Here is a 26,992-nt window from a genome sequence, read left to right as displayed (position 1 = left end):
AAGTCTCTCACAATTCGCGCCGCAGCAGGCCGAGGGCCGGCGTATCGGCCGCCGCGCTGCGGCTGTCTGTCCGGGGCCGGAGCAGTCCCGCCCCGCGCAGCGGGGACAGGTTCTTCGCCGGCCAATAGGTCGGCCGGGCATCGCGCGACGCGCGCGAGACGGCAGCGGCCTCCTCCGCCGTGCAGATGCTGGCGACATAGGAGGGATCGTTTCCGAACACCGCGCCGCGCCGCGCGAGCTTGTCATATTGCAGCGGCAAGGTGTTGCGCACGCCGGCAAGGCCGAGACCGCCCTTGGCGTCGATCGACATCATCTCGTCCATGCACATCTTGCCGCGCTCGACGCACAGATTGAGGATGGCACCATAGAGGTCGGGATCGACGGAGGCGTAGTGGCGGACGGTTTCGTTCTCGCTCGGCTTTTCGAGTTCGAGATAACTGTCGCGGTTAAGCGCCGCCGACGCGGTCCTGGCCTGTGCCACCCACTGGCTGAAGGCATCATCGGATAGGCCCTGGAAGGCAAAGCGCATGCCCGAAAAGCCGGCGCCGCTATAATTGGCGGAGAAACCGCTATAGGTGCCCGGCCGGTTGATGACGGCGTGCAGCTTCGTCTCCATGCCCGGCATGGCATAGATCTGCCCGGCGAGGGCTGGAATGTAGAAGGAATTCATCACCGCCGAGGAGGTGATGCGGAAGTCGATCGGCTGGTTGACCGGCGCCGCCAGCTCGTTGACGGCAGCGATGCCGTAATCGGGATAGATGAACAGCCATTTCCAGTCGAGCGCCACGACCTCGACCCTGAGCGGCTTGTGCAACTGGGTGACGGGCTGGCCGGGTTCGATCCTGTCGATCCGGCGGTACGGGTCGAGCAAATGCGTGCCGAGCCAGGTCAGCGCGCCAAGGCATATGATGATGAGAAGCGGTGCTGCCCAGATCACCAGTTCCAGTTTCGTCGAATGATCCCAATCCGGTGCATAGGTCGCCGAGGCATTGGAGTGCCGGTAGCGCCAGGCGAAAAAGACAGTCAGCGCCATGACCGGCACGATGATGATCAGCATCAGCAAGGTCGAGACCACCAGCAGGTCGCGCTGCTGGGCCGCGACATCGCCTGCCGGCGCGAGCACGACCATATCGCAGCCGCTCAACAGCCCGGTCAGGGGAAACAGAAGCAAGGCCCCAAATCGTTTCATCAGATGCTGCCCTCGATGGACCGCCGCAACGTGGAGGGATGTTGCGGTGCGGTATCAACAAAGGGCTACTGCCGGCGGCGGCGCGCTGACATTGGACAATTTGTCCAATGCCCAGCCGGGGTGGGTCTGGCACAGTGTGCAGCGCACAATGGAATCCCTATGATTGGGTCCCAGATATTTCATTCCACGCGGTGGCGACGGACAAGATGACTCAGACTTCGACTGCCGAAACAAACAGCGGGCTGATCGGCTCGGACCACGGCCAGGTCAGCGCGGGCGATATCGCGGTCGGCGTGATCGTGGGCAGGACGTCGGAATTCTTCGACTTCTTCGTCTATGCGATCGCGTCCGTCATCGTGTTCCCAAAGCTGGTGTTTCCGACGCACGACCCGCTCGTCGGAACGCTCTACTCCTTCGCCATTTTCGCACTGGCCTTCATCGCCCGTCCGTTCGGCTCCGTTCTGTTCATGGCCGTCGATCGCGCCTATGGCCGCGGGGCGAAATTGACGATCGCGCTGTTCCTGCTCGGCACCTCGACCGTCGCCATCGCGTTCCTTCCCGCCTATGGCGATATCGGCGCGCTTGCGATCTGGCTTCTGGCGCTGGCCCGCATCGGGCAAGGCGTGGCGCTCGGCGGAACCTGGGACGGACTTCCCTCGCTGCTGGCGCTGAACGCGCCTCAGAACCGGCGCGGCTTCTACGCCATGATCCCGCAACTCGGCGCGCCGATCGGCCTCATCGTGGCGAGTTCCCTCTTCGCTTTCTTCGTCGCCAACCTGTCGGCCGACGACTTCCTTGCCTGGGGCTGGCGCTATCCTTTCTTCGTCGCCTTCGCCATCAATGTCGTGGCCCTGTTTGCCAGGCTGCGCATTGTGGTGACGCCCGAATTTTCAAGATTGTACGAGAGCGGCGACCTGCAGCCGACGCGCATCAGGGATACGATCAGGGCCGAAGGCCGCAACGTCGTCATCGGCGCCTTCGCGCCGCTGGCGAGTTTCGCCCTGTTCCACATGGTGACGGTGTTTCCGCTCTCCTGGGTGTTCCTGTTCACCAATGAGGGGCCGGCGCGCTTCCTGACGATCGAGGCGGTGAGCGCTCTGTTCGGCATCGCGGCTATCGTCGCATCGGGGCCACTGGCCGATCGTGTCGGACGCCGTGCGCTGCTCGGCGGTTCGGCGATCGCCATCGCGACGTTCAGCGGCTTTGCCCCGCAGCTCCTGGATGGCGGCACCGTTGGGGAGGCCCTGTTCATGGTGCTGGGCTTCATCCTGCTGGGGCTGAGTTTCGGGCAATCGTCGGGCGTCGTCGCATCGAGCTTTTCGCGGCACTATCGCTATACCGGCTCGGCAATAACCTCAGATCTTGCATGGATGTTCGGCGCCGGCTTCGCGCCGCTCGCAGCCCTGCTTTTGGCCGGCAATTTCGGCCTCATCGCGGCGGGCGCCTACCTGCTCTCGGGCGCGGCCTGCACCTTGCTTGCCTTGTGGATCGACGGGCGGCGTTCGGTCGCGGACCGTCCGACCGACTGAACTCTATAAATGGCGGGAAGGGTCAGCGAGCGTCGCCGGAGCCGCTGCCCTCCCGGTCAGCGGAACATCGAGCCGCCATCCACGTCGAGCGCGGCGCCGTAGACGAAGCTCGCGGCGTCGGAGCAGAGGAACAGGATCGCTGCGCGGCAAGGTAAGGCTCGCCGAATACACCGGCGCCGTCACGCTCCTCCATGTCGAGCTGGACAGTGGTCAGACCTGCCTCGTCATCCACAATCAAGGACCGGCCACAATCAAGGACCGGCGCCCGAAACCGGCGCCGAGGTCGGCCTGCGGGCCGAATCCGGGCATCTGCACTTCTTCGACCAGGAAGGGCGGGCGATCTGGTCTGCCGCGCTCCGGCGTTCTATTCCGCAGCCAGTGCGGCGACTTCCCGCCGAAACGGCAATGCGTCGCCGATGTCAGGTTCGTCCAGCTCCCGGGCGAAGCGATGGCCGGCATAGGTTGCCCAGGCGATCGGCCCCGGTGCTTCGGCGTCGCCAATGACCTTGACCGAACGGATGCCGTTGTCGGCCCACTCGTTTTCCCGCGCCTTGAGCTCGCGCCAAACGGCGTCGTCCTGATTGCGTGACGTGACCAGGACGACGGCATCGGCCGCCAGATCCTGTTTAGCGCCGGTGTAGACGCAGGCCGTCACGACGCCACCTGAAGCGACACTCGTGACGGTCCTGTTGAGGACGATATCGACGCCGAGTTCAGCCAGGCGGCGGTGAATGGCCCCTTGCTCCAGCGTGTTGCGGGTCCAGTCCGAGACATAAGCCGATGGCGTCACCAGGGTCACCTTCGTTCCCCGAAGCGCCATCAGCTCGGCGAGAACGCCGCCCATGTAATAGTGGTCGTCGTCGAACAGCACGACCTTGCCGGCCGGAACCTTGCCGGCCATCAGATCGTCGGGTGAGTAGACCGGCATCGCGGCGTCGATCGGCATCGGCACGACATGGGCACGCGCGACGCCGTCGCGGCGCCAGGTCGATCCGGTGGCAATGGCGACGTTCTGGAAGCCGAACGAGAGGATGTCACCGGCCGACAGCCGGCTTTCGAAATAGATGTCGACATTGGGCATCTGGCTGAGCTGATACTGCCGATAGTCGCGCACCCTGCCCCAGGCCGACAGGCCTGGAAGTTTGCTTTCGCGCGCCACGCGTCCGCCAAGCTCAGTGCCCGCTTCCGCGATGGCCACTTTATAGCCGCGCAGGCCGAGCGCACGCGCGGCCTCCAGTCCGGCAGGCCCGGCGCCGACGATCAGGACGCTGTCGCTGTCGCCTTTCGCCTGCATGCGCTCAGGATGCCAGCCTTTGCGCCATTCCTCCATGAAGGTCGGGTTCTGCGTGCAGCGTGAGATCGACATGGTCATGTCGCCGGTGATGCAGATGTTGCAGCCAATGCATTCGCGGATGTCCTCGATGCGGCCCTCCTCGACCTTCCTCGGCAGGAAGGGATCGGCGATCGACGGGCGCGCGCAGCCGATGAAGTCGAGCGTGCCCGACCGGATCATCCTGACCATCACGTCGGGCGAGGTGAAGCGGCCGACGCCGACGACCGGCTTCGAGGTCAGCTTCTTGATGCCCGACACCAGGCTTTCCTGCGCCGCCTCGTCCTTGAAGCGTGACGGACCCGAGCAATCCTCCCAAGCGCCGTGCGCGAGATCCCAAAGATCGGGCAGTTCGGCATGCATCTCGATCATGTCGCGGACTTCCGAATTGGCGAAGCCGAGTTCACCGATCATCTCGTCCAGCGACAGCCTGAGCGTCAGGCCGCACGTGTCGCCAATCGCGTCGCGCCCTTCCTCGATCAGCTCGCGCATCAGCCGCGAACGGTTTTCCAGCGAGCCGCCATATTCGTCGCCGCGCTGGTTGGTGGCCGTCGATAGGAAATGCTGGATGATGCCGAAGCCATGCGCGCCATAGAGGCAGACAAGGTCGAAACCCGCCTGCTTGGCGCGTTTGAAGGCATTGCGGTGCCAGCGGCGCAGGTCGCGTATATCCTCTCTGTCCATGGCGCGCGCCTGCACCGGATCATTGGTGAAGGTGCGGATCGGCAGGGCCGACGGCCCGCGCGGCACCTCCTTGGTGTAGAGATTGGGGCCGTTGATGCCGGAATAGGCGAGCTGGATGCCGGCCAGCGCCCCGTGCTCGTGCATGGCCTCGGCCATCTTGGCCAAAGCCGGAATGTCGGCGTCATCCCATAGCCGCAGTTCGATGAAGGGCGTGATCTCGGAGGTATGGTGCATCTCCGTCTGCTCGGTGAAGATCACGCCCCAGCCGCCTTCCGACTTGATGCGGCGCATCTCTGCCGCCGCCGATGGATCGCGATAGCCACCGCCATTGCAGTGCGGAACCTGATAGAAGCGGTTCTTGGCCGTCACCGGACCTATCTTCATCGGCTCGAACAGGATGTCGTAGCGTGGGTCGCGCATGTAGCTTCCTCCCTGCCGGCTCGGCACCGCCGGTGCTGCCGAGACTACTCATAAGTTCGAGCCGGTGCGGGAAAACTACGGATTTCTTCTGTGCCGATTAGGACGCGCCTAATCGCGCGCCGGCGCGAATTAGTCTGCGTTGAACCGGGGCTGAGCGAAATGCGACTTCAGAGCATCGGCGGCATGATGCTAGACAGCCAGAACCCGACCGAGAGACAGAAAATGGACAGCATCAGGATTCTCGAACGGCTGATCGCATTCCCCACGGTGAGCCGCGACTCGAACCTCGACTTGATCGGCTATGCGGCCGACTTGCTCGAAGCGAGCGGCGTTGCCTGCCAGATCGTCCACGGCGCGGACAGGCACAAGGCCAACCTCTTTGCCACCATTGGCCCGGCAGGCAGACCCGGTGTCATGCTGTCCGGCCACACCGACGTCGTTCCCGTGGACGGCCAGAACTGGACGCTGCCTCCCTTCGAAATGACCGAGCGTGACGGCAAGCTTTATGGGCGCGGCGCGGCGGACATGAAGGGTTTTGTGGCCTCTGCGCTCGCCACCTGCATCAAGGCCTCCAGGATCGCGCTTCGGACGCCGTTGCATCTGGCGCTCTCCTGTGACGAGGAAGTCGGCTGCCTTGGCGTGCGCGACCTGATCGAAATGCTGAGTGCGGCGCCGCAGCGCCCGCTGCTGTGCATCGTCGGGGAGCCGACCAACATGCAGGTGGCGACCGGGCACAAGGGCAAGCTTGCCGCTCGCGCCGTCTGCAGGGGACGCGAAGGCCATTCGGCGCTCGCCCCGCTGGCGCTCAACGCGATCCACCTCGGGTGCGATTTCGTGCGCGCCTTGCGTGACGAACAAGAACGGCTGGCCCGCGACGGCGCCCGCGACGGCGACTACGACATTCCCTACACGACGGTTCATGTCGGCAAGATCAATGCCGGCGTCGCGCTCAACATCGTGCCCAACCTCTGCCACGTCGATTTCGAGATCCGCAACATTGCCGCCGACGATGCCGCCAGCATTCTCGACAGGCTGCGCGCCGCCGCGGTGCGCATTGCCGGGGACGCCGCTTCGATCGCGGCAGAGGCAGCGATCGACATCGAGATCACCAACACCTATCCGGGTCTCGACACGCCGGCCGCATCGGAGGCGGTGGCCTTCGTCAAGTCGCTGACCGGTGCCAACGACACGATGAAAGTCGCCTTCGGCACGGAGGGCGGATTGTTCAGCCGCGATCTCGGCACGCCTGCCGTCGTCTGCGGGCCGGGCTCCATGGCGCAGGGCCACAAGCCCGACGAATTTGTCAGCGTCGAACAGCTGCGTCGTTGCGACGCGATGCTGGACAGATTGCTGGAACGGCTCACGGACGGCTGGCCGTGAGCCGCATGGCAGGCCTCACTTCACGATGCGCTCGGTACCGAAGACGCCCTGCTCGACGACGAAGCGGCGACAGTGGTCGATGAAGGCCTGCACCGTCAGCGTGCGATGCTCGGCGTTCGGCAGGGCAATCCCTATGGTCAGCGGCCGGAGGTCGCCCAACAAAGGCACAAAGACCAGCAATTTGCCGTCCGGCGACATGGTATTGAGCGGCCGCATATTGGCGATGCCGTAGCCGAAGCCGTTGGCGACCATCGAGCGCATCACGGCGATGTCGCCGGTGCGCTCGACGATCTTGGGCCGCAGGCCCCTGGGCTGGAAAGCCGACAGGAAATATTCCCTGCTGTAGGGCAGGTCAAGCAGCACCATCGGCTCATCGACCAATTCCTCGGGCGTGATACCTGCCTTCGCCGCCAGGCGATGCGCGGCCGGCAGCATGACATAGGCCGGCAACTGCATCAGCGGCTCGAAAGTCATGTCTTGCGACAGCTCCAGATCGTAGGTCAGCGCGGCGTCTATTTCGCCACGTTGGAGCATCTCGAACAATTGCCCCTGGTTGCGCTCGAATTGCCTGACGCGCACATCGGGATAGGCGTCCTCGAATTTTTTGCGCAGTGCCGGCAGCACGATCTGGGCGAAAGTGAGCAGGCAGCCGATCGCCAGCGGTCCGCGCACCTTTTCGGCGATATCCCCGGCAATGTCGTGCAGCGCATCCGCATCGTTAAGCAGACGCGCTGCTTCCTTGAGGAACAGGCGCCCGCCCGCCGTCAGCGCCAGCGCGTGCGAATGCTTGCGCACGAAAAGCTGCACGCCGAACTCGGCTTCGAGCTGAGCGATCGACGCCGAGATCGATGGCGGCGAGACATTCACCTGCTCGGCCGCCTTGGCGATCGAACCCGCTTCGCCAACGGCGACGAAATATTCGAGTTGTCTCAGCGTGAAGCGAAGCGGCATGGTGGCTATGTTGCCGGTTTGCAGCCGGCGATCAAGTCGCGGCCGCTTCTCAATATTTTATCCAGGTAGTCTTCAGCGCGGTGTACTTGTCGAGCGCGTGCAGCGACAGGTCGCGCCCGAAGCCGGACTGCTTGAAACCGCCGAAGGGAGTCATCGGGCTCAGCGCATCGACGGTGTTCACGGAAACCGTGCCCACGCGCAGCCCTTCCGCGAGACGATGCGCCCGCGACAGGCTGTCGGTCCACAGCGACGCGGCCAGGCCGTAGACGCTGTCGTTGGCGATGCGAAGCGCCTCGTCTTCGGTGTCGAAGGCGATCACCGACAGGACCGGACCGAATATCTCGTCGCGCGCAAGCGGGTCGTCGGGCGAGACGTCGTCGAAGATCGTGGGCTGCACAAAACTGCCGCGCCCGTCGACGGTAACCCGGTCGCCGCCGGTCACCAGCCGTGCCGACTTCTTGCCGCCATCGACGAAACGCATGACGGTCGCCGCGTGGCGCGCGTCCACCATCGCACCCATCCTGGATGCAGGGTCGAGCGGATCGCCGGGCTGGGTCGCCGTCGCGCGCTGCGCCAGTTTCTCGACGAGCGTATCCTTGATGCCGCGCTCCACCAGAAGCCGGGAGTTGGCCGAGCATACCTGTCCCTGGTTGAAGAAGATGCTGAAGGCGGCCATGTCGGCTGCCGCGTCCAGATCACCGCAATCGGCGAACACCAGATTGGGGCTCTTGCCACCGGTCTCCAGCCAGACCTGCTTCATGTTCGACTGGCCGGAATATTGCAGGAACATCTTGCCGACAGCGGTCGATCCGGTGAAGGCAAGGCAATCCACGTCCATATGACGGCCAAGCGCCTGGCCGGCCGTCTCGCCGAGGCCGGGCACCACATTGAGCACGCCGGCGGGCAGCCCTGCCTCCATGGCAAGCTCGGCCAGCCTGAGCGCCGAGAAAGGCGACTGCTCGGCGGGTTTGAGCACCACCGAATTGCCCGCAGCCAGCGCGGGCGCGCATTTCCAGGTCGCCATATCGAGCGGAAAGTTCCACGGCACGACGGCGCCCACGACCCCGAGCGGCTCGCGCCGTACCAAAGCAAGGTCGCCTCGGGCCGTCGGCGCCACCTCGTCATAGACCTTGTCTATCGCTTCGCCATACCACTGGAAGATCGCCGCCGACCCCGGCACGTCGACGGTCGCTGCGTCCTTGACCAGCTTGCCCATATCAAGAGATTCCAGCAGCGCGAGCTCCTGCAGGTTCTCGCGCAGCAATTCCGCCAGCCGCAGCAGCACCCGTTTGCGATGCTGAGGGGTCGCTCTCGACCAGATGCCGGCCTCAAAACTGCGACGTGCCGCGGCGACGGCAAGGTCGATGTCCTCTTCGCCGCAGGAAGCCACCTCGGCGAGCGTTGCTCCGGTGGCCGGATTGATGCTGGTAAATGTTCTGCCGGAACGCGCGGGCATTGCCTTGCCGTCGATGAACGCCCTGTCGCGAAAACGGATAGCCGAGGCTTTGCTGATCCAATCCTTATGACTGAGTTCGCTCATGCTGGCTCCAGATTGTCGAACTACTCATCACCGGGAACGCCGTAGCTTGGCGCACCGGACGGGTTGAGGGCGCGCGTGACATAAGCATCGAGCTGGGGCTTATAGATGTCCCACAGCATTGCCAGCTGCTCGACCGGACACCCTTCGGTCCAGTCGCAACGCAGGTCGGCGACCGGCCATGACACATCGCGTACCAGTTTCATACCGGCGGAGCGGACAGGCCCCGCCTCGCCGCCGGCCTCGAGCGCGGCTCGCATGGTGGCAATCAGCCGGTCTCCGAGATCGCCCTCGGAGGCGAGAAAGGCGTCCACCATGGCTTTCGGAACCCTATCGCTGGCAAGCAGGTTGCCGCCGCAGGCGACGTCCTCGCCGCGTGCCTCGCTCCAGATGCCAAGCGCTTTCGGTCCCGAATGGATCGCGCTGCCGCCGGCCTTGTCGACCGCCAGGACCTGCCGGTATTCGCTGAAAGCAGCCGTGCGCTTCAGGATCGCGACGGCTTCGGCGGCGGAGGCGCCTCGCGCCATCAGCTCCAGCGCCCGTGGCCCGAGCGTCGGGTCCGTGACATTCTGGCTGGCAACGGCGCCGACGCCGGCCTGTGCATAGGCGCAGCGGGCCGCGACCGCGGGGGATGACGAGGATACCGCCACTCCGAACATGCCGGTGCGCCGGCACCGTGCGACGATGGAGAAGGTCATGGCGCTCAGTCCGGAATTACGGCCGTGCCGTCGATCTCGACCAGCCATTCCGGCCTTGCCAGGGCCGACACGACAAGGCCGGTCGAAACTGGATAGACGCCCTTGATGTATTCGCCCATCGTTCGGTAGACGGCTTCGCGATGGCGGACATCGGTGATGTAGACCACCACTTTCACCAGATGCTCCATGGTGCCGCCGCATTCCTCGATGAGCTGCTTGATATTCTGCATCACCTTGTGGGTCTGCTCGACCGGATCGTGGCTGGCGATATTCTTGGCGGTGTCGAGATCCTGCGGGCACTGCCCGCGCAGATAGATCGTCAGGCCACCCCGTGTGACGACCGCCTGGCACAGATCATTGTCGAGCTTCTGCTCGGGATAAGTGTCCTTCGTATTGAAGGTGCGAATTCGGGTATGCTTCATCTTGATCTCCATCAGGTCGGGCTCGCGGCCGTCGCCAGCTTTGGTCAGGCGTCCACGGCCTCACGCTTCGCGGCGGCGTGATAAGCGAGATATTTGCGCTGCGTCGAAATACGGTCGGCCACGTGCTTGGCATCGTGCCATACGCCCCAGATGAAGCTGGACCCCCTTCGCGACTGCCAGGGGAGGCCCAGGAAATAGATCCCTGGCTCGGTCGAGACGCCGCGCTGGTGCCTCGGCCGGCCCTGCTCGTCAAAGGCATCGACCTTCAGCCAGCTGTAATCGACGGCAAAGCCCGTCGCCCAGATGATCGAACTTATCCCGGCTTCGGTCAGATCGAGCTCGAGGATCGGATTGGTCACGCAGTCCGGGTCAGGGCCGATCCGGCGGGCAGCGGGTTCTTCGGGAAGGTCGAGACCGTTGCGCGCGACATAGGCGTCGGCCTCGTCCAGCAATGCCATCAGATTGGCATCACCGCGGGCAATGTTTTTGGCAAGATCGGGCGCGAAGGTCATGGCGCCGTCCTGGTACGCCCTCGTCATGCCGACGAGCGTAAGCCCCTGCGCCGCCAGACGGCGAAAATCGATCGTTTCTCCGCCCCGCGCGCCGCTCACCGCGATCGTGACATGCTCCGTGCCGGGTCCTGGAGTTTCGAGGTCCCATTTGCCGAGAACGCCCAGCCACCAGCAGAAGTCGCGGCCGCGATAGGCGCGCGGCGGGCGGTCGTGCGCGCCTACCGAGAGATAGACGCGTTTGCCAGCACGCTGGAGTTCGTCCGCAATCTGGACGCCCGAGGATCCCGCGCCGACCACCAGCACCGCGCCTTTCGGCAACTGCGCGGGATTGCGGTAGGCGCTGGAGTGGATTTGCAGGATGCCGGCATCGGCAGGAACGACGGGCGGGATGACCGGGACCTGGAAAGGGCCGGTCGCCGCGACAACGCTGTTGGCCTCGATCACGCCATCGGACGTCTCGACACGGAATCCGGGCCGCCCGATGTTTCTTTGCACAAGCCTGACCTCGACGCCGCAGCGGACCGGCGCATTGATCTGCTTTGCGTAAGCGACAAAATAGTCGGCGACCTCTTCCTTGGAGGGAAAGCCATCGGGGCCTGTCACAGGAAATTCCATGCCCGGGAAGCGGTCGTGCCAGGCCGGGCCATTGGCAACCAGGGAGTCCCACCGCTGCGAGCGCCAGCGCTCGGCGATGCGGCCGCGTTCGAGAACGAGATGCGGCACCCCGCATTTGCTCAGGTGCTCGCTCATGGCCACCCCAGCCTGGCCGCCGCCAACGACAAGCGTGTCTATCGTCTCAACCGACATGCCCAGTCCTTTTCTGACCATCCGACAGCTCCCGCCGCACGCGATGAAACCGATTTCCGGCGGCCGGCAACGCAGCCCCGGGAGATCCATTTCTCCGTGTTCCGGACAGGCCGTGCGCCATCCGGTCGCCTCCCCATTGGCGCTCACAAGTAACAGCACGCGCCGGTGGGCGCCCATAACGAATCTCCGAAGTCACGCGTAACCATTTCCGAATTTCTCGTGCCGATGGACGCATCTACAGTTTCAGCGGCCGGATCCGCAGCGCCGCATGAGCTGGCCGCGAAGCCGGGCACGTGTCGGCACGGAATTGTTGCGGAACAGAACGCAGCCTCGCAGCGGTCCGTTCGGCAATGCCACGAGCCGGCATTCTCGAGGGGCTGGCATGAAGACTGAGAGCTATGATTACATTGTCGTCGGCGCCGGTTCGGCCGGATGCGTGGTGGCCAATCGGCTGAGCGCCGATCCGTCGGTCAGGGTGTGCCTGGTAGAGGCAGGCGGCAGCGACAACAGCCTGCGGGTAAGGATTCCGGCGGGCATTCTGTCGCTCTATGGCAACCCGAACTACGACTATTGTTTCGTCGGCGTGCCGCAGCCCCATCTCAACAACCGCAGCATTCCGGTCAACCGGGGCAAGGCGCTGGGCGGATCGAGTTCGATCAACTCGATGGTCTATATTCGCGGCGCCGCGCAGGACTATGACGAGTGGGCCGGGCTCGGCTGCATCGGCTGGGCTTACAACGACGTGCTGCCGGTGTTCAAGAAGCTGGAGCGCAACCTAATCGCCCAGGACCCGCGCTATCACGGCACGGACGGCGAGCTCATGGTCGACAATCCGCGCGATCCGAACGTGCTTTCCAGCATGTTCGTCAAGGCCGGGAAAAATGCCGGCTTGCCCGCCAACGACGACTTCAACGCCGAGAGCCAGTTCGGCCTCGGCATCTACAACGTCACCCAGAACCGGGGCCAGCGCTTCAGCAGCTTTACCGCCTTCATGCGTCCGGTGCTCCATCGCGGAAACCTGACGCTGCTCAGTGCATGCGAGGTGGTCGACCTTGTCATCGCCGAAGGGCGCGCCACTGGCCTGCGGGTGCGCCACGACGGCGAGCAAAAAATACTCGCGGCCAGCCGCGAGATCGTGCTCTGTGCCGGGGCCATCAACTCGCCCAAGATCCTGATGGCATCCGGCATCGGCCCCGCGGACGAGCTGCGGCAGATCGGCATCACGCCGATTCTCGATCTGCCTGGTGTCGGCAAGAACCTGCAGGACCATGTCGACGGCATGATCACCGTGCGCTCCAGGAGCACCAGGACGCTCGGCCTGTCGTTTGCCAACCTGCCCCGCATTGCGGCAGCGCCTTTCCAGTATTTCGCGCGCCGCAAGGGAATCCTCACCACCAACTATGTCGAAGCCGGTGGCTTTGCCAAAACCAGGCACGCGAACGGCCTGCCCGATGTTCAGTTCCACTTCGTGCCGGGCTATCGCAGCCATCGCGGCAGGCTCATCGAATATCGCCACGGCTACGCCATTCACACCTGCGTTCTCAGGCCGAAAAGCGTTGGCGAGATCAGATTGTCACGGGACAGTTCTCGCCGTGACGTTCTCATCGACCACCGCTTCTTCGCCAACGAGGACGACGCCATGGTGCTTGTCGAAGGCATCAAGATCGCGCGCAGGATCCTGGCCGCATCCGAGTTCGATGCGGTGCGTGGCAAGGAAATGCTTCCGGGCAAGGATGTCAGCAGCGACGACGAGATCCTGGCCTATCTGCGCGCCGAAGCTCTGACCGTCTACCACCCCGTCGGGACCTGCAAGATGGGGACGGACGCTATGGCGGTCGCTGATCCGGCGACGCTGAAAGTGCGAGGTATGGACGGGCTCCGGGTCGCCGATGCGTCAGTCATGCCGAAGCTGATCGGCGGCAACACAAACGCGCCAAGCATGATGATCGGACAGAAGTGCTCGGAGATGATCCTGGGCTAGGCGTATCGCGGCGAAAGGTAAGGACCCGCTCCGCCTTTCAACATCGTAGGCAGTTCAGCGTTGGCAACGCCGACCTGCCGACGACCCTTTGTGTTTCCTCGAGATTGCTCTCAATGATCCTCATCGATCTCGTCGTGTAAGAGGCCGAGGATGCGGCGCTTGAGGGCGATGAACTCGGGTTCGAGGATCACATCCATCGAACGCGGCCTTGGGATGTCGACCTTGATCTCGGCCTTGATCTTGCCGGGCCGGGCCGTCATCACCAAGACGCGATCGCCCAGGACCAGCGCCTCGTCTATATCGTGAGTAACGAACAGCACCGTCTTTTGCTGCCGCTCCCAGACGCGCAAAAGCAGTTTCTGCATGGTGCCGCGCGTCTGGCTGTCGAGGGCGCCGAACGGCTCATCCATCAACAGAACGGCCGGATCGTTGGCAAGGGCGCGCGCGATCGCCACGCGCTGCTTCATGCCGCCGGAAAGCTGGGCGGGGTAGTGGTCGGCAAACGGCGCGAGGCCGACTTCGTCGAGATACTGGTCGACGATCTGCTTGCGCCGCCCCGCCGGCAGGCCCTTGCGCTTGGGTCCATACTCGATGTTGGCGCGCACGGTGAGCCAGGGAAACAAGGTGTAGCTCTGGAACACCATGCCTCTGTCTGGACCCGGTTCGATCACTTCCCTGCCATCGACCTTGATGCTGCCTGAAGTCGCGTCGTTGAGGCCGGCCGCAAGGTAGAGCAGGCTCGATTTGCCGCATCCCGAAGGGCCGACGATGACGCAGAATTCGTTCTTGGCCACCTTCAGCGACACATCGTCCAGCGCCAGCACGCCGTTGGCGTCGCCGTAACGCAATGTCACGTCCTCAACGGCCATCGTCGTGCCGGTCGAGCGCGGATCGCCGGTCGTCGCGGCCGTGCCGGCCAGATCGTTCGCCTTTATGGTCTCGCTCATTGCTACCCTTGATCCGACTGCGGTTTGCGAGCTTGCGTTCAAGATCAGGATGCCCATGGCGCGACCCTGGCCCGGATGATGCGGAACGCCGTGTCGGTGATAAGGCCCAGAAGCCCGATCGCGGCGATTGCCATGAAGATCACATCGACCTGGAAGCCTCGCATCGCCTTCAGGCTGATATAGCCGAGGCCGCTCGACGCGGCGACGAGTTCGGCCACGACCAGATAGGTCCAGGCCCAGCCCATGGTGACGCGAAGCGTGTCGAGGATGGCTGGAAGCGCGGCCGGGAAAATGACGTGCCACACCGCTTCGCTGCGCTTGGTGCCCAAAGTGTAGGAGGCGTTGACCAGGTCCCTGGAGACGCTGCGCGCACAGTCCGAAATCATCACGAGCTGCTGGAAGAAGGTGCCGAAGAAGATGACCGCTATGCGCTGTTCGATACCGATGCCGATCCAAAGGATGAACAGGGGCACGAAGGAGGTCACAGGCAGGTAGCGGATGAAGTTGACCAAGGGCTCCAGCGGCGCCTGCACCACCCGATAGGTCCCCATCCACAGCCCCAGCGGCACCGAGATCAGCGAGGAGACGATGAAGCCCAGGATCACCACCTTGGCGCTGGTGAAAGTGTGGTAAAAAAGGCTGCCGTCCTGGGACATGCGATAGGTCGTCTGCAGCACGGTTCCGGGCGTCGGCAGGAACATGTTCGGCACGACGCGGCCATAGGACAGCAGCGCCCAGCCGCCGATCACGGCCACCCACATCGCCAGCGCGAGTGTCGTTGCCGTGCTGGCGGGAATGTTGGCGAATGGGGTCGTCAGGCGTGTCCACGCCGTCCGCCTCTGTGCCATGGCATGGCCTCCGTTGATTTTCTGAAGCGAGAAGGCTCCGGCCCGTCGGGAAATCGGGGTCGGCCCAAGCGGACCGACCCCGGTTTCTCGAAGGCTCATTGTTCCCTGATGAAGTCGGTATCGAGGATGGTTTTTGCGTCGATCGTCATCTTGAGCTTGCCAGCCTTGCCCCAGATGTCCTGCGCGAAATTCACCAGCTCGGACGCCTCGCTCTTTTCCGGCATACCGAAGAATTCCAGGTTGCGATCGCGATCGTAATAGCGCACGCCCTTGGCGCCGGCGGCGAAATCCTCGGGCTTTTCGAGATAACCGCCAATGCCCTTGGCCATGATCTCATAGGCCTTTTCCGGATTGGTCTTGATGTATTCCACCGCTTTGTAATAGCCCTTAACGAGGGCCTTTACGTCCTCGGGATGCTTTTCGACCAGATCGCATTTGAGGGCGATCACGTCGACGATCAAGCCAGGGGTGGTCGTGGAATCGATCAGCACCTTTCCCTTGCCGCCCTTGCGGACTTCGGTGAGGTGCGGCTCCCATGTCACGGCGGCGGGAACCTGGCCGGCGATGAAGGCAGTCGCCGCGTCATCGGCGGTCATGTTGGTGATGGTGACGTCATCCTCGGTCATGCCTTCCTTTTTCAGGAGCACGTTGAACCAGAATTCGGAAACGGAGCCCTCGTTCAAGGCCACCTGCTGGCCCTTCAGATCCTTGAGCGACTTGATATCGGGCTGCGTGACGACGCCATCACCGCCGTGGCTGTCGTCGAGCGCAAGGACGTATTTGAAGCAGAGATCGTCCGAGCGGTACTTCATCAGCTCGTCTACGGTGGAGGCGGCGCCATCGAGATCGCCGCCGGCGACCGCAGCCATGTAAAGCGCTGATTCTTCTATGACCTTCAGGTCGACGTCGACGCCGGCCTCCTTGAAGTAACCGAGGTCGCGGGCAAGAAACAGCGGCCCGTAACCTACCCAGGTCGTCATGCCGAGACGGATGGCGCCCGCATTGGCGGGAGCTGCAAGCCCCAGGCCCAGCAGGCCTGCGCCGACCGCGCCCATCAGGCAGTTTCGAAATGTCTTCATTGTCGTGGTTCCCCTATGGCTGTTGCCGGCATCGGCCTCATTCTCGCGGCCTATGCCGGTTGCGTTTCGGCAGCCGCTCTTGTTTGGGCGTCGCCTCCCAGCGAGCCTTGCGTGTTCTAAGGTTTGCAACAGAGCATCCGGGCCGGATCGCAAAAAGAAGTCTTTTTCTGCCCATTGCTTCGTCGAAACCGAAGCGGCTCGATAGCCGATCGGCGGCCTGGCTCTGGACCTGGCTGGCCATTTTCCGCAGGGCCGCCGACAGAAGCGGCCTCAATGCCACGGCGCTCGAAAAGACGAGAGCCCCGTGCGCGAACCCCTCCTGCGGGGCATAGGAACCGACGAGGGCGGCCGACGTTTTCGCCAGATGAACGAAGCTGCCCGCACGAGATTGGAGAGCCCGCCGAAACGCAGGCTCATCGGACTGGAGCCAAGGTGGAACTGAACGGCGGATGTCTTTGCGGCCGGATTCGCTTCAACGTCACAAGCGAACCGAGAGTGCACTATTGCCATTGCGATATGTGCCGGCGCGCGACCGGCAGTGCATTTGCGGTCCTGGCGTGGGTGCCTTCGCCAGACCTGACCTGGATCGACGCCACTCCCGCCTATCGCCGATCTTCGCCAATCGCCCAAAGGGGGTTCTGTCCCGCCTGCGGATCGCCGCTCAGCCTTGCCTATGACGTCTCGCCCGGGGAAATCGCGCTGCATGTCGGCACATTCGACGATCCAGCGCGGCTGGAGCCTCGCTACAACTACGGATTAGGGCAGCGGCTCGGCTGGGTCTGCTGCGGCGTGGACTTGCCGCACCGCGAAACCGAGGAACGCTGGTAGCGCATGAAGGCGATGCGGCTCGCTGGCCGAAAGGACGGAGATCGATGTGATGAGTATTTTCTATCGGGCGGCCAAGATTGCGGAGCAGGCGCATGCATCGCAGCATGACAAGACAGGAGGCCCCTATATCGATCATTGCCGTCGAGTGGCCGACGCCGTCGAAACGATAGATCAGAAAGTCGTCGCCTATCTGCACGATGTCCTGGAAAAAAGCGAAGGCTGGAGCCGGGCCAAGCTCGAAGAGGCGGGCTTTGGACCGACGATCGCCGCCGCGGTCGACGCCATGACACGCAGAGAAGGCGAGGACTATTTCGCATTCGTACGCCGGGCCGCCTCGAACCCCTTGGCGCTGCCGGTAAAACGGGCGGATCTGGCCGATAATATCTGGCAATCAAAGCAGATCGGAGCATCCACGGCCAAGTATGAAGAAGCGTTGCGCATTCTTGACGACGAGTTCACCAAGTGAGTGCCGGGATGCTGGCGGCAATCGCGTCCTGGTATGCGACAAGCGCCACTGGACGATGCCTGTAGTCGCGCGATGCCAAAATACATGGATTACGGGAACCAACCCGTTTGGTAATTTTCGTACCAACGTTTTTAGTGACACGCCGGGTGGGTGGTTTTATGAATCCGATGATCGATCCGCGTCCGGCATGCCCTCTGATGCGCAATGCCTGGCTGCCTTCGGATCGCTTCGAGACCAAGGTGACGCCCATGCGGGAATTGCCGAAAGACATTGACGCCGATGTGGTGATCGAAATCAGCAGATTGCTGGACGACAGCGCGCTTTTCGTGCCTGTCCGCGTTCATGAACTCACAGCAAGGGTAAGGCAGAAAGTGAAGACGGGATTGCCGGATCGTTCGATCGAAGAGTTGATCGTGGAAATGGCTTCCTTGCGTCGGTTGGCCATGGCCTTTGAACTGCCCGGATCGGAAAATGTGGTGCAAATTCCACAGCGACTCCTACGCTGACCGCATCAAGGTCACGCGCTCCACCCGGCGGTCAGGACAAGCGATGCCTCGAACACCTGGGCGCCCGCCTCATTGCGCACTTTGCCGGTATGTTGACCAGGTCGCGATCCGGCATTTCATCGCGAGCGACTTCCTGCGAAATGCGAATGGCTTCTGCCCTCGCCTGTTCTCGCGATTCAAATGGCTGCCGTCGTCGTTGGGTACGGGGCCATGACCGTTATAGAGATCGAAATGACACCGTTTCATTTTCGGGGCAGCCTTGGACACCTCTAGCGTGCTAATACCCAGCGACACTGGTGGTTCCCGCTCCGGCGCTTGCGCCAGAATACGCGCAGGCTGCCGATGATAGGGTCCGCCATCTTCCGAAGGCCTAAGGTCCGGCTGCTATCCTTGCGTCCAGGACATCTGGCGATCGGCGTTTCAACCCCGATCGCCTCGAGGCTATGATGTTAGAGTCCCTCTATCTGCAACTCGGCCAGCACGACACTCTGTCGGACGTCGAGAAGGTCTTGCTGGCCGAAACGGTTGTTTTCGGACGCGAGTTCGAAAAGGGGCAAGATGTGGTCAAAGCGGGGTCCCGGCCAACCTATAGCACCATGCTGCTGGATGGCCTGGCGGCACGCTACAAGGTGCTCGAGGACGGCGGCCGGCAGTTCACGTCCTTGCAGGTGCCCGGCGACTTCGTCGATCTCCACGCCTTTTTGCTCAAGACCATGGATCACGGTATCGTCGCGCTGTCGCCTTGCCGGGTGATGTACGCGGACCACAACAAGCTGAAAGCCATCACGGAACAGGCCCCTCACCTGACCCGGCTGTTGTGGCTCGATACGCTGGTCGATGGGGCCATACATCGCGAATGGATCGTGGCAATGGGCCGCCGCTCCAGGACCTCGCATCTGGCCCATCTCATCTGCGAACTGTTCGTACGTCTGCAGGCGGTGAAACGCACCAGCGGCATGAGTTTCCATCTACCGTTGTCACAGACTGAAATGGCCGACGTGCTTGGGTTGTCGGTCGTGCACATGAACCGGGTGATCGGAGGTTTGAAGAAGATCAAGGTAATCACCTGGACGAACCATATGGTCACCATTCTGGACTGGGACCAGCTTGCCAGGCTTGCCGAGTTCGACCCTACCTATCTGAGCATCAACAACGAACCGAGATGAGCCGCCTTAAACTCAGTTATGAGGCGGATTGCTCCACCACAACTCAAGCGGCCCGCGTTACGAGCGGGCCTTGTCATTCCCTACGGGTGGATAGTGCCTGATTTGGCGGAAAGCCGGTCCAGCAGCTTGCGCGATTCCTCGATTACGCGCCGCATGTCTTCAATATTCGAGCGAAGATCGGCAATCTGTGCCGCCGTCCTCCGTTGATATAGGCGCGCACTTTCATTGAGGAAGTAGTCAGGTTCCCACGGGTCCATCGCGATCAGATCCGTTGCGCACCAGTTCGAACGTTACCTTTACCATAACGAGGGGTTTGCTAGCACCAGCACGGACATGCAGGGCAACCTCTCGGAAATTGCCTTCAGGCGTCTGGTCCTTTGCTATTTCGAGCAACGCCTTTGCCGCCTCATCCTCAGCTGCCTCCAAGCTCGGAAGCTCGGTTCCTTCAATGTCCGGGAAGGAGGTTCCGTTGTCGACTAGATCAAAATAATAGCGCGCCATCATCGCTAACAAGGCGGCGCGACCTTTGTTCCTCTCGACTTATCGCGAGTGCCGGGTAACGCATGCTTTGAATCCTCAGTATAGGTTACGCCGCCGATAACAGCGTGAGGATCAGTTTCACTACCGGGCTTCCTGCGCATACAATCCGATAACTACCGAGCTGCGGTCACGCGCCAGACCGTGTTTCCGACATCGTCCGCAATCAACAGCGCGCCCGCCTTGTCGACGGCAACGCCCACAGGCCGCCCATGTGCCTTGTTGTCATTGTCAAGGAAACCGGTGACGACGTCCTGAGGCTTACCGTCAGGATGACCTCCATTGAACGGTATGAAAACGACCTTATAGCCGTTGAAGCGCTTGCGGTTCCAACTGCCATGTTCGCCGACAAAGGCGCCATTGCGATAGGATTCGGGCAGGTTGGTGCCGGTGTAAAATGCCAGTCCCAGGGGCGCGACATGGGAACTCAGTGCATAGTCTGGAGGGATGGCCTTGGCGACCAGGTCCGGCCGCCGCGGCATCACCCGCGGATCGACATGCTGGCCATAGTAGCTGTAGGGCCAGCCATAAAACGCGCCGTCCTTGACCGAAGTCATGTAGTCGGGAACCAGATTGGGGCCGAGTTCGTCGCGCTCGTTGATGACGGCCCACAGCGCTCCGCTCTGCGGCTCCCAGCTTAAACCGTTGGGATTGCGCAGCCCGCTTGCGAAAATGCGCGAACGGCCTGTCGCCCTGTCGACCTCCCAGATCGCGGCGCGATCCTTTTCCGCCTGGATGCCGTTCTCGGTGATGTTGCTGTTGGAGCCGACGCCGACATAAAGCAGCGATCCGTCCGGACTGGCGACGAGAGACTTGGTCCAGTGATGATCGATCGGGCCGCCGGGCAGCGGCGTCAGCACGGTGCCTGGCGCGGTGATCTTGGTCTCGCCGGATGTGTAGGGATAACGCACGATCGCATCCGTGTCGGCGACGTAGACATCGTTGCCGACCAGGGCCACGCCGAAGGGCGAATTGAGATGATCGAGGAAGACATCCTGCACGTCGGGCACGCCGTCGCCGTTCGTATCACGCAACAGCGTGATGCGGTTGCTTCCCTCGGTGCCGCCGCCCGACGTCGCCATGGACTCGATCCAGCCCATGATCAGGTCCTTCGGACGCTTGATCGCGGCGCCGGGCGGCGCCACGGACTCGACCACGAGAACGTCACCGTTCGGCAAGGTGTAGAGCGAGCGTGGATGCTTCAATCCCTTGGCGAATGCCTGGATCTGCAAACCCTTCGCGACCGTTGGTTTCTCGTCCTGCTTCCAGCCGACGACCGAAGCGACATGCATGGGCGGAACAAGATATTGCGTTGGTTCAGGCAGTGTCGGATTTGGCCCGACCTGGCCGCTTGGGTCTGGGTCGTCGTTGCTGCAGGCGGGCAATGCCAAAAGCGATCCGCACAACAGACCGAACCCAAGGGCACGCCGGATGTGAGTGTTCGAAACCTGCAGGGCGTTCATTCGAGCACCTCGACGCGGGTGCGGCCGGTGCTCCATTCCAGCAACCACACGAGAACCAAGACGATCACGGCCGCCGCGGAGAGGATGAGCCCTGTCGGCACGACCGACGTCCAGGCGTCACGGCTGTGCACCAGCGCGTTGAAGAACGACAGCACTAGCACCACCAGGCCGCCGAGCAGATAGGCTCCGTGCGTACGGAGAATTCGACGGGTGAAGAGATCGAAAAGCGCCGCAAGCACCGCAAGAGCGCCCATCACGAGGCCGGCAAACAGCAGCCATGCGGAAAAATCGGCCCACATCATGTCCGCCGTTCGCCAATAGGTGAGGTCGGTCAGCAGCGTGCCGATGAAACAGGCATTGGCGACCGCCATCGGTGTCCGATGGATCGGACGGCCGACGACCACCGGTATCGATCGCGAATTGGCCACGGATCTTCTCCGCCCCTGCTCCAGATGGCATCTGGGCTTCAAACAAACCTGAAGTTGAGATGTTCCGGGAACTGTTTGCGTTCAAGGACTTGTGATTGCCCTGACCAATGCCGATCGCTGTCGGCGGTGAATGGCGCGAAGCGCGGTGTGCTCCGGGAATTCAAGTTCGCAATATCCGCAGCGCGAGTAACATTGCCTGGCAAGCGGTGGGACGCCAGTTCCATTCCGTGTGCGAGATGAGCAGGGCCCGTATCGCCTCCCGTCAGTGAGATTAGGTTCGGCTTCGTACGTTTCTTACCGAGCCTTGGCCCTTTATTGTCAGTCATTGGCAGATGACTAGATTAACCAGGCGGCATCCCCAAATCATGCCGCAGTGGCCGATGCGGGCTTAGGCAATGTGCCGTCACCGGCATCGTCGCGTCGGCCACTTCCGCGATCCTCGCCCAGCAATGTCGGCATGATGGCGGTCAGCTGGGCGGGCGGTCCTGCCTCGAAGGGTTCTTTGAACCGAGGTCCCCGACCAGCCGACGGTATTGCAGTTCGGGAGGGCCGTAAGATTCCCGTGCCAGCGCCACGAGACCTTTCCGATCCCGGATCGTGATTTCGCCGCGGCGGGCACGGATGTAGCCATGGCTCTCGATTGTCTGAAGCCCCACGGTAACTCCAGGGCGCCTGACGCCCAGCATGACGGAAAGGAATTCGTGGGTTATCATAAGCCTGTCGCCGACGGTTCGGTCGCTGCACATCAGAAGCCATCTCGCCAGCCTGACCTCCAGGCTGTGCCGCGCGTTGATCGACGCCGTGTAGCTGGTCTGGACATGGAGGTACTGGACGTAGCGCAACAGGAACGGCCGCAAGGTAGGGCTCTCTTCCAAGGCTTCGACGAACGGCGCGGCGCTCATCCGTATCGCTTCGCTCGTCGACTGGATGTAGCAATCGAAGCTTGCCAGATCGTCGCCCATGATCAGCGCCGAACCGGTCATCCCTTCGAAGCCGATTATTCCCACCTCTGATTCAGCCGTCCCCGCAGTCTTGGCGACGACCGATGCGATGCCACTCTCCAGGAAATAGACAGCTTCGATCTTTTGGCCTTCGATCTCCAACGGCGAGCGCAACTCTAGAAAAACACTTTCGAGATGCGGCCGCAGCCGCTCGAAATCGGCCACGCTCATTCGGCGCAACAACTCGCTCTTGGCCTGCAGAATCTTGGGATCCACGAGACGCTCTCCACTTGGGCAAGAGCACTGGGATCTCTCGGCCGGCCGCGCCCCTCGAACGAGGGGACGGTGGCAAAACATAAACTGTCCCACCCGGCCAGCACTAGGCAGGCGGCCGCGTCGGTATGAAACCGACAATAGCTGCTGTGGACAAATCGCAAGTTTTGTCGGCTATCCATCCTTCGCCAGAAGACGAGCTTCTCTGAGGATCGAGGCACGGTCAAACCCTACCAGCAACACTATGTCACGGATCTGCTGTTCCGTAGCGCCCGATTCCCGGGCAAGTGTACGCACGGCTTCGGCCGCCAGACCGGGGCGCTCAGGGTCTTTTGTCATGACATCCTAGCCTCACGCTGGGGCAGGAGTGCGATGGTCGCTCCCAAGCGTCAACGCCCGGATCGTGCTGCTGACGACCTCTTTGTGTACGCCTTCGTACCGAACTTGGCGAATCAATTCGAAACACGCCGGCTCGGGTGATTCCGGCGCGCCTTGTTTTGTACTCGCCCAAAAGTCCTTGCAGATCATGGCTATGGCGCGTTCGGAACGCCGTGCCTGTTTGCCGCGTTTGAGCTTGGATCGCTTTCCATGCAGAGGTGAAACCCCATGTTCGATTGGCTGAAGCGCGGCGCGCCAGAACCGCGCAAGGGCATGCCCAGCCCCCGCCTGGACGAACAGGCTTTCAAGCGTCGCTATGGCGAACAGTTCAATGATCCGGCGTTCGAGCCCCTGGCCGCCGACATCGAGCGGATAACGGAGGTCGCCTGGCAGGCCTACAGGGATTCCAGGAAGAGCCCGCGGACCCGAAAGGCGGGCCGTGGCTTCGCCGATCCCGATTACGATCTGGCGGTCGATTGGCTCAAGGCCAGACAAGCAATCGAGCGCGCAAAGCGCATGAACGAGCTGGGCAAACGACGCCGCGTCCTGATCGTGAACGGATCGCCGCGCAGCGAGCACACCTGCCCCGGCGAGATGTCCAAATCCTATCGTTTTGTCGAAATCGCCCGGAAGATTTTCAAGGCCGGCGGCGCGGAAGTCGAGATCCTGGATTTGTCCCGGCTGGCCGCCGAATACGGCCGCAAAATCTATCCCTGCAAGGCCTGCTTCTCCACCGCTGCCGCGCTTTGTCACTGGCCTTGCTCCTGCTATCCAAATCATTCGCTCGGCCAGACGCAGGACTGGATGAACGAGATCTATCCAATGTGGGTTGCCGCCCATGCGGTGATGATCATAACGCCTGTCCACTGGTATCAGGCCACCTCGCCGCTGAAGCTGATGATGGACCGTCTGGTATGCGCCGATGGCGGCAATCCCGATCCTAGTTCCACGCACGGCAAGGAGGCGCGGGAGGCGAAGGCGCTGGAACTCGAGGGATGGGACTATCCCCGGCACCTTGCCGGCCGGCTCTTCTCGGTAATCGTGCACGGCGATACCGAGGGAGCCGAAAACGTCCGGCGCTCTTTATCGGATTGGCTGAAATCGATCGAAATGGTCCCGGCGGGGCCGAAGGCCGAACTCGACCGCTACACCGGTTATTGGAAGCCATACGCTACCAGCCACAACGAGCTCGACGACGACATGGACCTGCAGGAAGAAGTCCGAAACGCGGCGCGTACGCTTCTGGCCGCTGCGGTCGCTCGGAAGGAGGGCACTTTCGTCGCCGCTGGACAGTCGCTGACCGATCCTCGGCAAAAATGATGTTCGACGGCTTTAGCCTGGAGATCGTCAAGCTTGCGGATGCGACATTGCGCGTGCGCCATGGTGGGGCTGGCCCGCCAGTGTTGCTCCTGCATGGGCACCCGCGAACCCACACCACATGGCATCGCGTCGCGCCGATCCTGGCAAGACATCACACCGTCATTTGCCCGGACCTGCCGGGGTTCGGGCAATCGTCCGTCCCGGCCGATGCCTGGGAAAGCGCGGGATCTTCAAAGCGGGCAAAGGCCGGCATTTGCGTGGCTCTCATGCACAGGCTTGGTTTTGATCGTTTCGCCGTCGCCGGGCATGACCGTGGCGCCCTTACCGCGTTCAGGATGGCGATGGATCATCCTGCCAGTATTTCGCACCTTGTCGAAATCGATGGCATTCCGGTCCTTGAGCATCTGGAGCGTTGCGACAGCCGCTTTGCGACAGAGTGGTGGCATTGGTTCTTCTTTGCCCAGCCAGACAAGCCCGAGCGCGCCATCAATGTCGATCCGCAGGCCTGGTATGGCGGATCGGCCGAGGCGATGGGCAGAGAAAACTTCGAGGACTATCAGGCGGCGATCAGCAGTCCGCATGTCGTGCATGGCATGCTGGAAGACTACCGGGCCGGGCTCACGATCGATCGCCGGCACGATGCGGAGGATCGCGCCCGAGGGCTCCGGGTCGAATGCCCAACGCTTGTCCTGTGGTCGCTGCGCGACGATCTTGAACGGCTCTATGGTGATGTGCTGGCGATCTGGCGCCCATGGGCCCGGCACCTGCAGGGCCGAGGCATCGACAGCGGCCACCATGTCGCCGAAGAAGCACCGGACCTGTTGGCAAAGGCGATCCTGGACTTCCTTGCTTGAACAGCCGCTGCCGGATGACACGCAGCGTTCGTTCCCCGGGAACAAATCTCCCTTTGGAAAATTGTGACGCCGAGAAAAATGCCGCATGCTCCGGGCCGGAAATATCGCCTTGCGACGGAGTTCTCATCGAGCAGGGGCTCGCCATACGGTCTGACAAGGCCGGCCAGACGGCGCCAGGGGCGATCGCGCCGGCAAGGATGTCGCCGCTTGCCGGGACAGGGGGCCACCATTGAACGCACCAAATAGGCTTGGGCCAAGGAGGTGTAAGATCGATCCCAATCTGTGGTTCGCCTTTCTCGGCACCGTGATCCTGTTGCAGATGCCGCCTGGGCCCGACAGCATGCTGGTCATGGCACGTGGCATCGGGCAAGGCCGTGGCGTGGCGTTGTTCACGGTCGTGGGAATGACATTGGGCGCAGGCATGGTGCAACTGCCGCTGATCGCCCTGGGTGTCTCCTCGCTCTTGCGTGCATCGCCATTGGCATTTGACACGCTCCGTTGGGCTGGAGCAGCCTATCTGGTCTGGTTGGGCATAAGTTTGCTCTCGGACACGAAAAGCGATCTGGATCTCGATTGCGTCGAGCGCGTCGGGCCGCTCGCCGCGATGCGGGAAGGTATGATAGCCAACCTCATCAATCCTTGGCCCATGACCTTCATGATCGCCTTCCTGCCTCAGTTCGTCGATCCGAACCGTGGCTCTGTCTGGTTCCAGATGCTGATGCTCGGCGCGACCCAGAAATTGACTGGCGTCTTGGTCCTGGGGACCTATGCGGTTGCTTCTGGTGTGCTCGGCGAATGGGTCATGCGTCGACCCCGCGTGAGACTTTGGCAACAACGGATAGCGGGCTGCTTCATTGTCGGCCTTGGCATTCGAATGGCCGTGGGCGGCGGGGCCGGCAAGTGAAGCCAAAGTCTCCTCCGCAGATCCAACGATGACAAGATCGAAGCAGGTTTCAGACTGGGCATGTTCAGCGAGCCGCGCAGCACGGAAGCCGGATCTCCTGATCGAGTTGGTTGAAACCGGCGGGGATGCCAAGGCAGAAGCGGGCGCTGCGCTCTATCGCTACAATGTGGCCAAGTCCGGCGTCGCGGATCGAATGCCGATCGGCGCCATAGTGCGGGATGCCTCGGGAAAGGTCCTTGGGGGTTTGTGGGGCAGGACTGAGCTTGGACTGTTGTTCCTGGACATGTTTTTCGTGGCTGAGGATGTACGAGGAAAGTCGTATGGCAGCCGGCTCCTGTCAGCCGTTGAAACAGAGGCAAGAAAGCGTGGCTGCGCCCGCGCCGTGGTCGAGACCAGCAGCTTCCAAGCACCTGGCTTCTATGTTCGCCACGGATACGAGGAATTTGGCAGGGTTGAATTTGGCATTCCTGGCGCGGCGCGCATCTTCCTGCGAAAAGAGCTCTGAAAATTGGCGCTACAACCCTTTGGCGCGCTGGTGTATCGAAGGCGGCGCTTCATTCGAAGCGCCCGCCGCAATCGTGGTTGCTGAAGTGGCGGAGCCCCCACTGCCAATC

At 62.5% G+C, this 26,992-nt stretch carries 25 protein-coding genes and 2 pseudogenes; 12 read left to right on the top strand and 15 right to left on the bottom strand.

What is annotated here, in order from left to right:
• Positions 1-7 precede the first annotated feature (7 nt).
• Positions 8-1,189: a ubiquinol oxidase subunit II gene (cyoA, locus tag LB571_RS24420; protein WP_224598683.1), complete on the bottom strand. Its 1,182-nt coding sequence runs from the start codon at positions 1,187-1,189 to the stop codon at positions 8-10.
• A gap of 206 nt (positions 1,190-1,395) precedes the next feature.
• On the opposite strand from cyoA, the gene LB571_RS24415 reads away from it, so the two are divergent.
• Complete coding sequence (locus LB571_RS24415) at positions 1,396-2,718, top strand: MFS transporter (RefSeq protein WP_224598681.1); 1,323 nt, start codon at positions 1,396-1,398, stop codon at positions 2,716-2,718.
• Positions 2,719-2,774: 56 nt separating this feature from the next.
• On the opposite strand, the pseudogene LB571_RS28885 reads toward LB571_RS24415, so the two are convergent.
• Positions 2,775-2,861: pseudogene (locus LB571_RS28885) on the bottom strand (SDR family NAD(P)-dependent oxidoreductase); the annotation flags it as partial.
• Here LB571_RS28885 and LB571_RS28980 point away from each other — a divergent pair.
• Positions 2,858-2,908, top strand: a pseudogene (locus LB571_RS28980) (hypothetical protein); the annotation flags it as partial. The pseudogenes LB571_RS28885 and LB571_RS28980 sit on opposite strands and share 4 nt — an antisense overlap.
• A gap of 174 nt (positions 2,909-3,082) precedes the next feature.
• On the opposite strand, the gene LB571_RS24405 reads toward LB571_RS28980, so the two are convergent.
• A complete protein-coding gene (locus LB571_RS24405) occupies positions 3,083-5,152 on the bottom strand; it encodes an FAD-dependent oxidoreductase (protein WP_224598677.1) in 2,070 nt (689 codons plus the stop codon).
• 222 nt (positions 5,153-5,374) lie between these two features.
• Between LB571_RS24405 and argE the strand changes: the two genes are divergently transcribed.
• Complete coding sequence (gene argE, locus LB571_RS24400; RefSeq protein ID WP_224586275.1) at positions 5,375-6,532, top strand: acetylornithine deacetylase; 1,158 nt, start codon at positions 5,375-5,377, stop codon at positions 6,530-6,532.
• A gap of 15 nt (positions 6,533-6,547) precedes the next feature.
• On the opposite strand, the gene LB571_RS24395 is transcribed toward argE, so the two are convergent.
• From LB571_RS24395 to LB571_RS24375, 5 genes are read right to left on the bottom strand one after another with little or no spacing between them, the layout of a single operon-like run.
• Complete coding sequence (locus LB571_RS24395) at positions 6,548-7,483, bottom strand: LysR family transcriptional regulator (RefSeq protein ID WP_015316459.1); 936 nt, start codon at positions 7,481-7,483, stop codon at positions 6,548-6,550.
• 49 nt (positions 7,484-7,532) lie between these two features.
• Positions 7,533-9,023, bottom strand: coding sequence for an aldehyde dehydrogenase (locus tag LB571_RS24390; protein ID WP_224598675.1), 1,491 nt, complete (start codon positions 9,021-9,023; stop codon positions 7,533-7,535).
• A gap of 20 nt (positions 9,024-9,043) precedes the next feature.
• Positions 9,044-9,718, bottom strand: coding sequence for a DUF1028 domain-containing protein (locus tag LB571_RS24385; RefSeq protein WP_140614607.1), 675 nt, complete (start codon positions 9,716-9,718; stop codon positions 9,044-9,046).
• Between the two features lie 5 nt (positions 9,719-9,723).
• On the bottom strand, positions 9,724-10,140 hold the full coding sequence (locus LB571_RS24380; RefSeq protein ID WP_224586210.1) for a RidA family protein: 417 nt from the start codon (positions 10,138-10,140) through the stop codon (positions 9,724-9,726).
• A 44-nt stretch (positions 10,141-10,184) separates the two neighbouring features.
• The gene (locus LB571_RS24375) at positions 10,185-11,459 is read right to left on the bottom strand and encodes a flavin-containing monooxygenase (protein ID WP_224586277.1); all 1,275 of its coding nucleotides are present in this window, start codon (positions 11,457-11,459) and stop codon (positions 10,185-10,187) included.
• A 382-nt stretch (positions 11,460-11,841) separates the two neighbouring features.
• Here LB571_RS24375 and LB571_RS24370 point away from each other — a divergent pair, with 382 nt between their 5' ends.
• On the top strand, positions 11,842-13,440 hold the full coding sequence (locus LB571_RS24370) for a GMC family oxidoreductase (RefSeq protein WP_224598655.1): 1,599 nt from the start codon (positions 11,842-11,844) through the stop codon (positions 13,438-13,440).
• Positions 13,441-13,550: 110 nt separating this feature from the next.
• Here LB571_RS24370 and LB571_RS24365 read toward each other — a convergent pair whose 3' ends face one another.
• The 3 genes from LB571_RS24365 to LB571_RS24355 all read right to left on the bottom strand — a co-directional run bounded on the left by LB571_RS24365 (position 13,551) and on the right by LB571_RS24355 (position 16,314).
• Entirely contained in the window at positions 13,551-14,309 is a 759-nt protein-coding gene (locus LB571_RS24365) for an ABC transporter ATP-binding protein (RefSeq protein WP_167331150.1), read from the bottom strand.
• A gap of 122 nt (positions 14,310-14,431) precedes the next feature.
• The gene (locus LB571_RS24360; RefSeq protein ID WP_140614610.1) at positions 14,432-15,235 is read right to left on the bottom strand and encodes an ABC transporter permease; all 804 of its coding nucleotides are present in this window, start codon (positions 15,233-15,235) and stop codon (positions 14,432-14,434) included.
• A 95-nt stretch (positions 15,236-15,330) separates the two neighbouring features.
• Positions 15,331-16,314 (bottom strand): ABC transporter substrate-binding protein, encoded by a 984-nt coding sequence (locus LB571_RS24355; protein WP_224598652.1) that lies wholly within the window; start codon positions 16,312-16,314, stop codon positions 15,331-15,333.
• A 432-nt stretch (positions 16,315-16,746) separates the two neighbouring features.
• Here LB571_RS24355 and LB571_RS24350 point away from each other — a divergent pair, with 432 nt between their 5' ends.
• The 4 genes from LB571_RS24350 to LB571_RS24335 all read left to right on the top strand — a co-directional run bounded on the left by LB571_RS24350 (position 16,747) and on the right by LB571_RS24335 (position 19,280).
• Complete coding sequence (locus LB571_RS24350) at positions 16,747-17,142, top strand: GFA family protein (RefSeq protein ID WP_224598647.1); 396 nt, start codon at positions 16,747-16,749, stop codon at positions 17,140-17,142.
• Between the two features lie 49 nt (positions 17,143-17,191).
• Positions 17,192-17,608, top strand: coding sequence for an HD domain-containing protein (locus LB571_RS24345; protein ID WP_224531264.1), 417 nt, complete (start codon positions 17,192-17,194; stop codon positions 17,606-17,608).
• Positions 17,609-17,766: 158 nt separating this feature from the next.
• Positions 17,767-18,114 (top strand): hypothetical protein, encoded by a 348-nt coding sequence (locus tag LB571_RS24340; RefSeq protein ID WP_224531261.1) that lies wholly within the window; start codon positions 17,767-17,769, stop codon positions 18,112-18,114.
• Positions 18,115-18,560: 446 nt separating this feature from the next.
• A complete protein-coding gene (locus LB571_RS24335) occupies positions 18,561-19,280 on the top strand; it encodes a Crp/Fnr family transcriptional regulator (protein ID WP_140790257.1) in 720 nt (239 codons plus the stop codon).
• A 237-nt stretch (positions 19,281-19,517) separates the two neighbouring features.
• Here the strand turns inward: LB571_RS24335 and LB571_RS24330 are convergent, their stop codons facing one another.
• The 4 genes from LB571_RS24330 to LB571_RS24315 all read right to left on the bottom strand — a co-directional run bounded on the left by LB571_RS24330 (position 19,518) and on the right by LB571_RS24315 (position 22,925).
• Complete coding sequence (locus LB571_RS24330; protein WP_224598645.1) at positions 19,518-19,781, bottom strand: DUF6894 family protein; 264 nt, start codon at positions 19,779-19,781, stop codon at positions 19,518-19,520.
• Positions 19,782-19,933: 152 nt separating this feature from the next.
• Positions 19,934-21,280, bottom strand: a complete 1,347-nt coding sequence (locus LB571_RS24325; protein WP_224598642.1) for a PQQ-dependent sugar dehydrogenase — start codon at positions 21,278-21,280, stop codon at positions 19,934-19,936.
• Positions 21,277-21,708, bottom strand: coding sequence for a DUF2231 domain-containing protein (locus tag LB571_RS24320; RefSeq protein ID WP_224598639.1), 432 nt, complete (start codon positions 21,706-21,708; stop codon positions 21,277-21,279). Before LB571_RS24320 ends, LB571_RS24325 begins: the two co-directional genes overlap by 4 nt.
• A 467-nt stretch (positions 21,709-22,175) precedes the next feature.
• Positions 22,176-22,925 (bottom strand): Crp/Fnr family transcriptional regulator, encoded by a 750-nt coding sequence (locus LB571_RS24315; protein ID WP_015316441.1) that lies wholly within the window; start codon positions 22,923-22,925, stop codon positions 22,176-22,178.
• A gap of 603 nt (positions 22,926-23,528) precedes the next feature.
• Here LB571_RS24315 and LB571_RS24310 point away from each other — a divergent pair.
• From LB571_RS24310 to LB571_RS24295, 4 genes are all read left to right on the top strand, one after another.
• Positions 23,529-24,620 carry a flavodoxin family protein gene (locus LB571_RS24310; RefSeq protein WP_140715600.1) on the top strand — a complete coding sequence of 364 codons (1,092 nt, stop codon included), beginning with the start codon at positions 23,529-23,531 and terminating at the stop codon, positions 24,618-24,620.
• Complete coding sequence (locus LB571_RS24305) at positions 24,620-25,474, top strand: alpha/beta fold hydrolase (protein WP_041163351.1); 855 nt, start codon at positions 24,620-24,622, stop codon at positions 25,472-25,474. The genes LB571_RS24310 and LB571_RS24305 overlap by 1 nt, the downstream gene beginning before the upstream one ends.
• A 229-nt stretch (positions 25,475-25,703) precedes the next feature.
• Positions 25,704-26,378: a LysE family translocator gene (locus LB571_RS24300; RefSeq protein ID WP_224598636.1), complete on the top strand. Its 675-nt coding sequence runs from the start codon at positions 25,704-25,706 to the stop codon at positions 26,376-26,378.
• A 28-nt stretch (positions 26,379-26,406) separates the two neighbouring features.
• The gene (locus LB571_RS24295) at positions 26,407-26,883 is read left to right on the top strand and encodes a GNAT family N-acetyltransferase (protein WP_015316436.1); all 477 of its coding nucleotides are present in this window, start codon (positions 26,407-26,409) and stop codon (positions 26,881-26,883) included.
• The last annotated feature ends 109 nt before the right edge of the window (positions 26,884-26,992 follow it).

It is taken from the genome of Mesorhizobium sp. BR1-1-4 (genome assembly GCF_020165375.1).
GTDB lineage: Bacteria > Pseudomonadota > Alphaproteobacteria > Rhizobiales > Rhizobiaceae > Mesorhizobium > Mesorhizobium australicum.
This window is presented reverse-complemented; position numbering and strand designations above follow the sequence as displayed.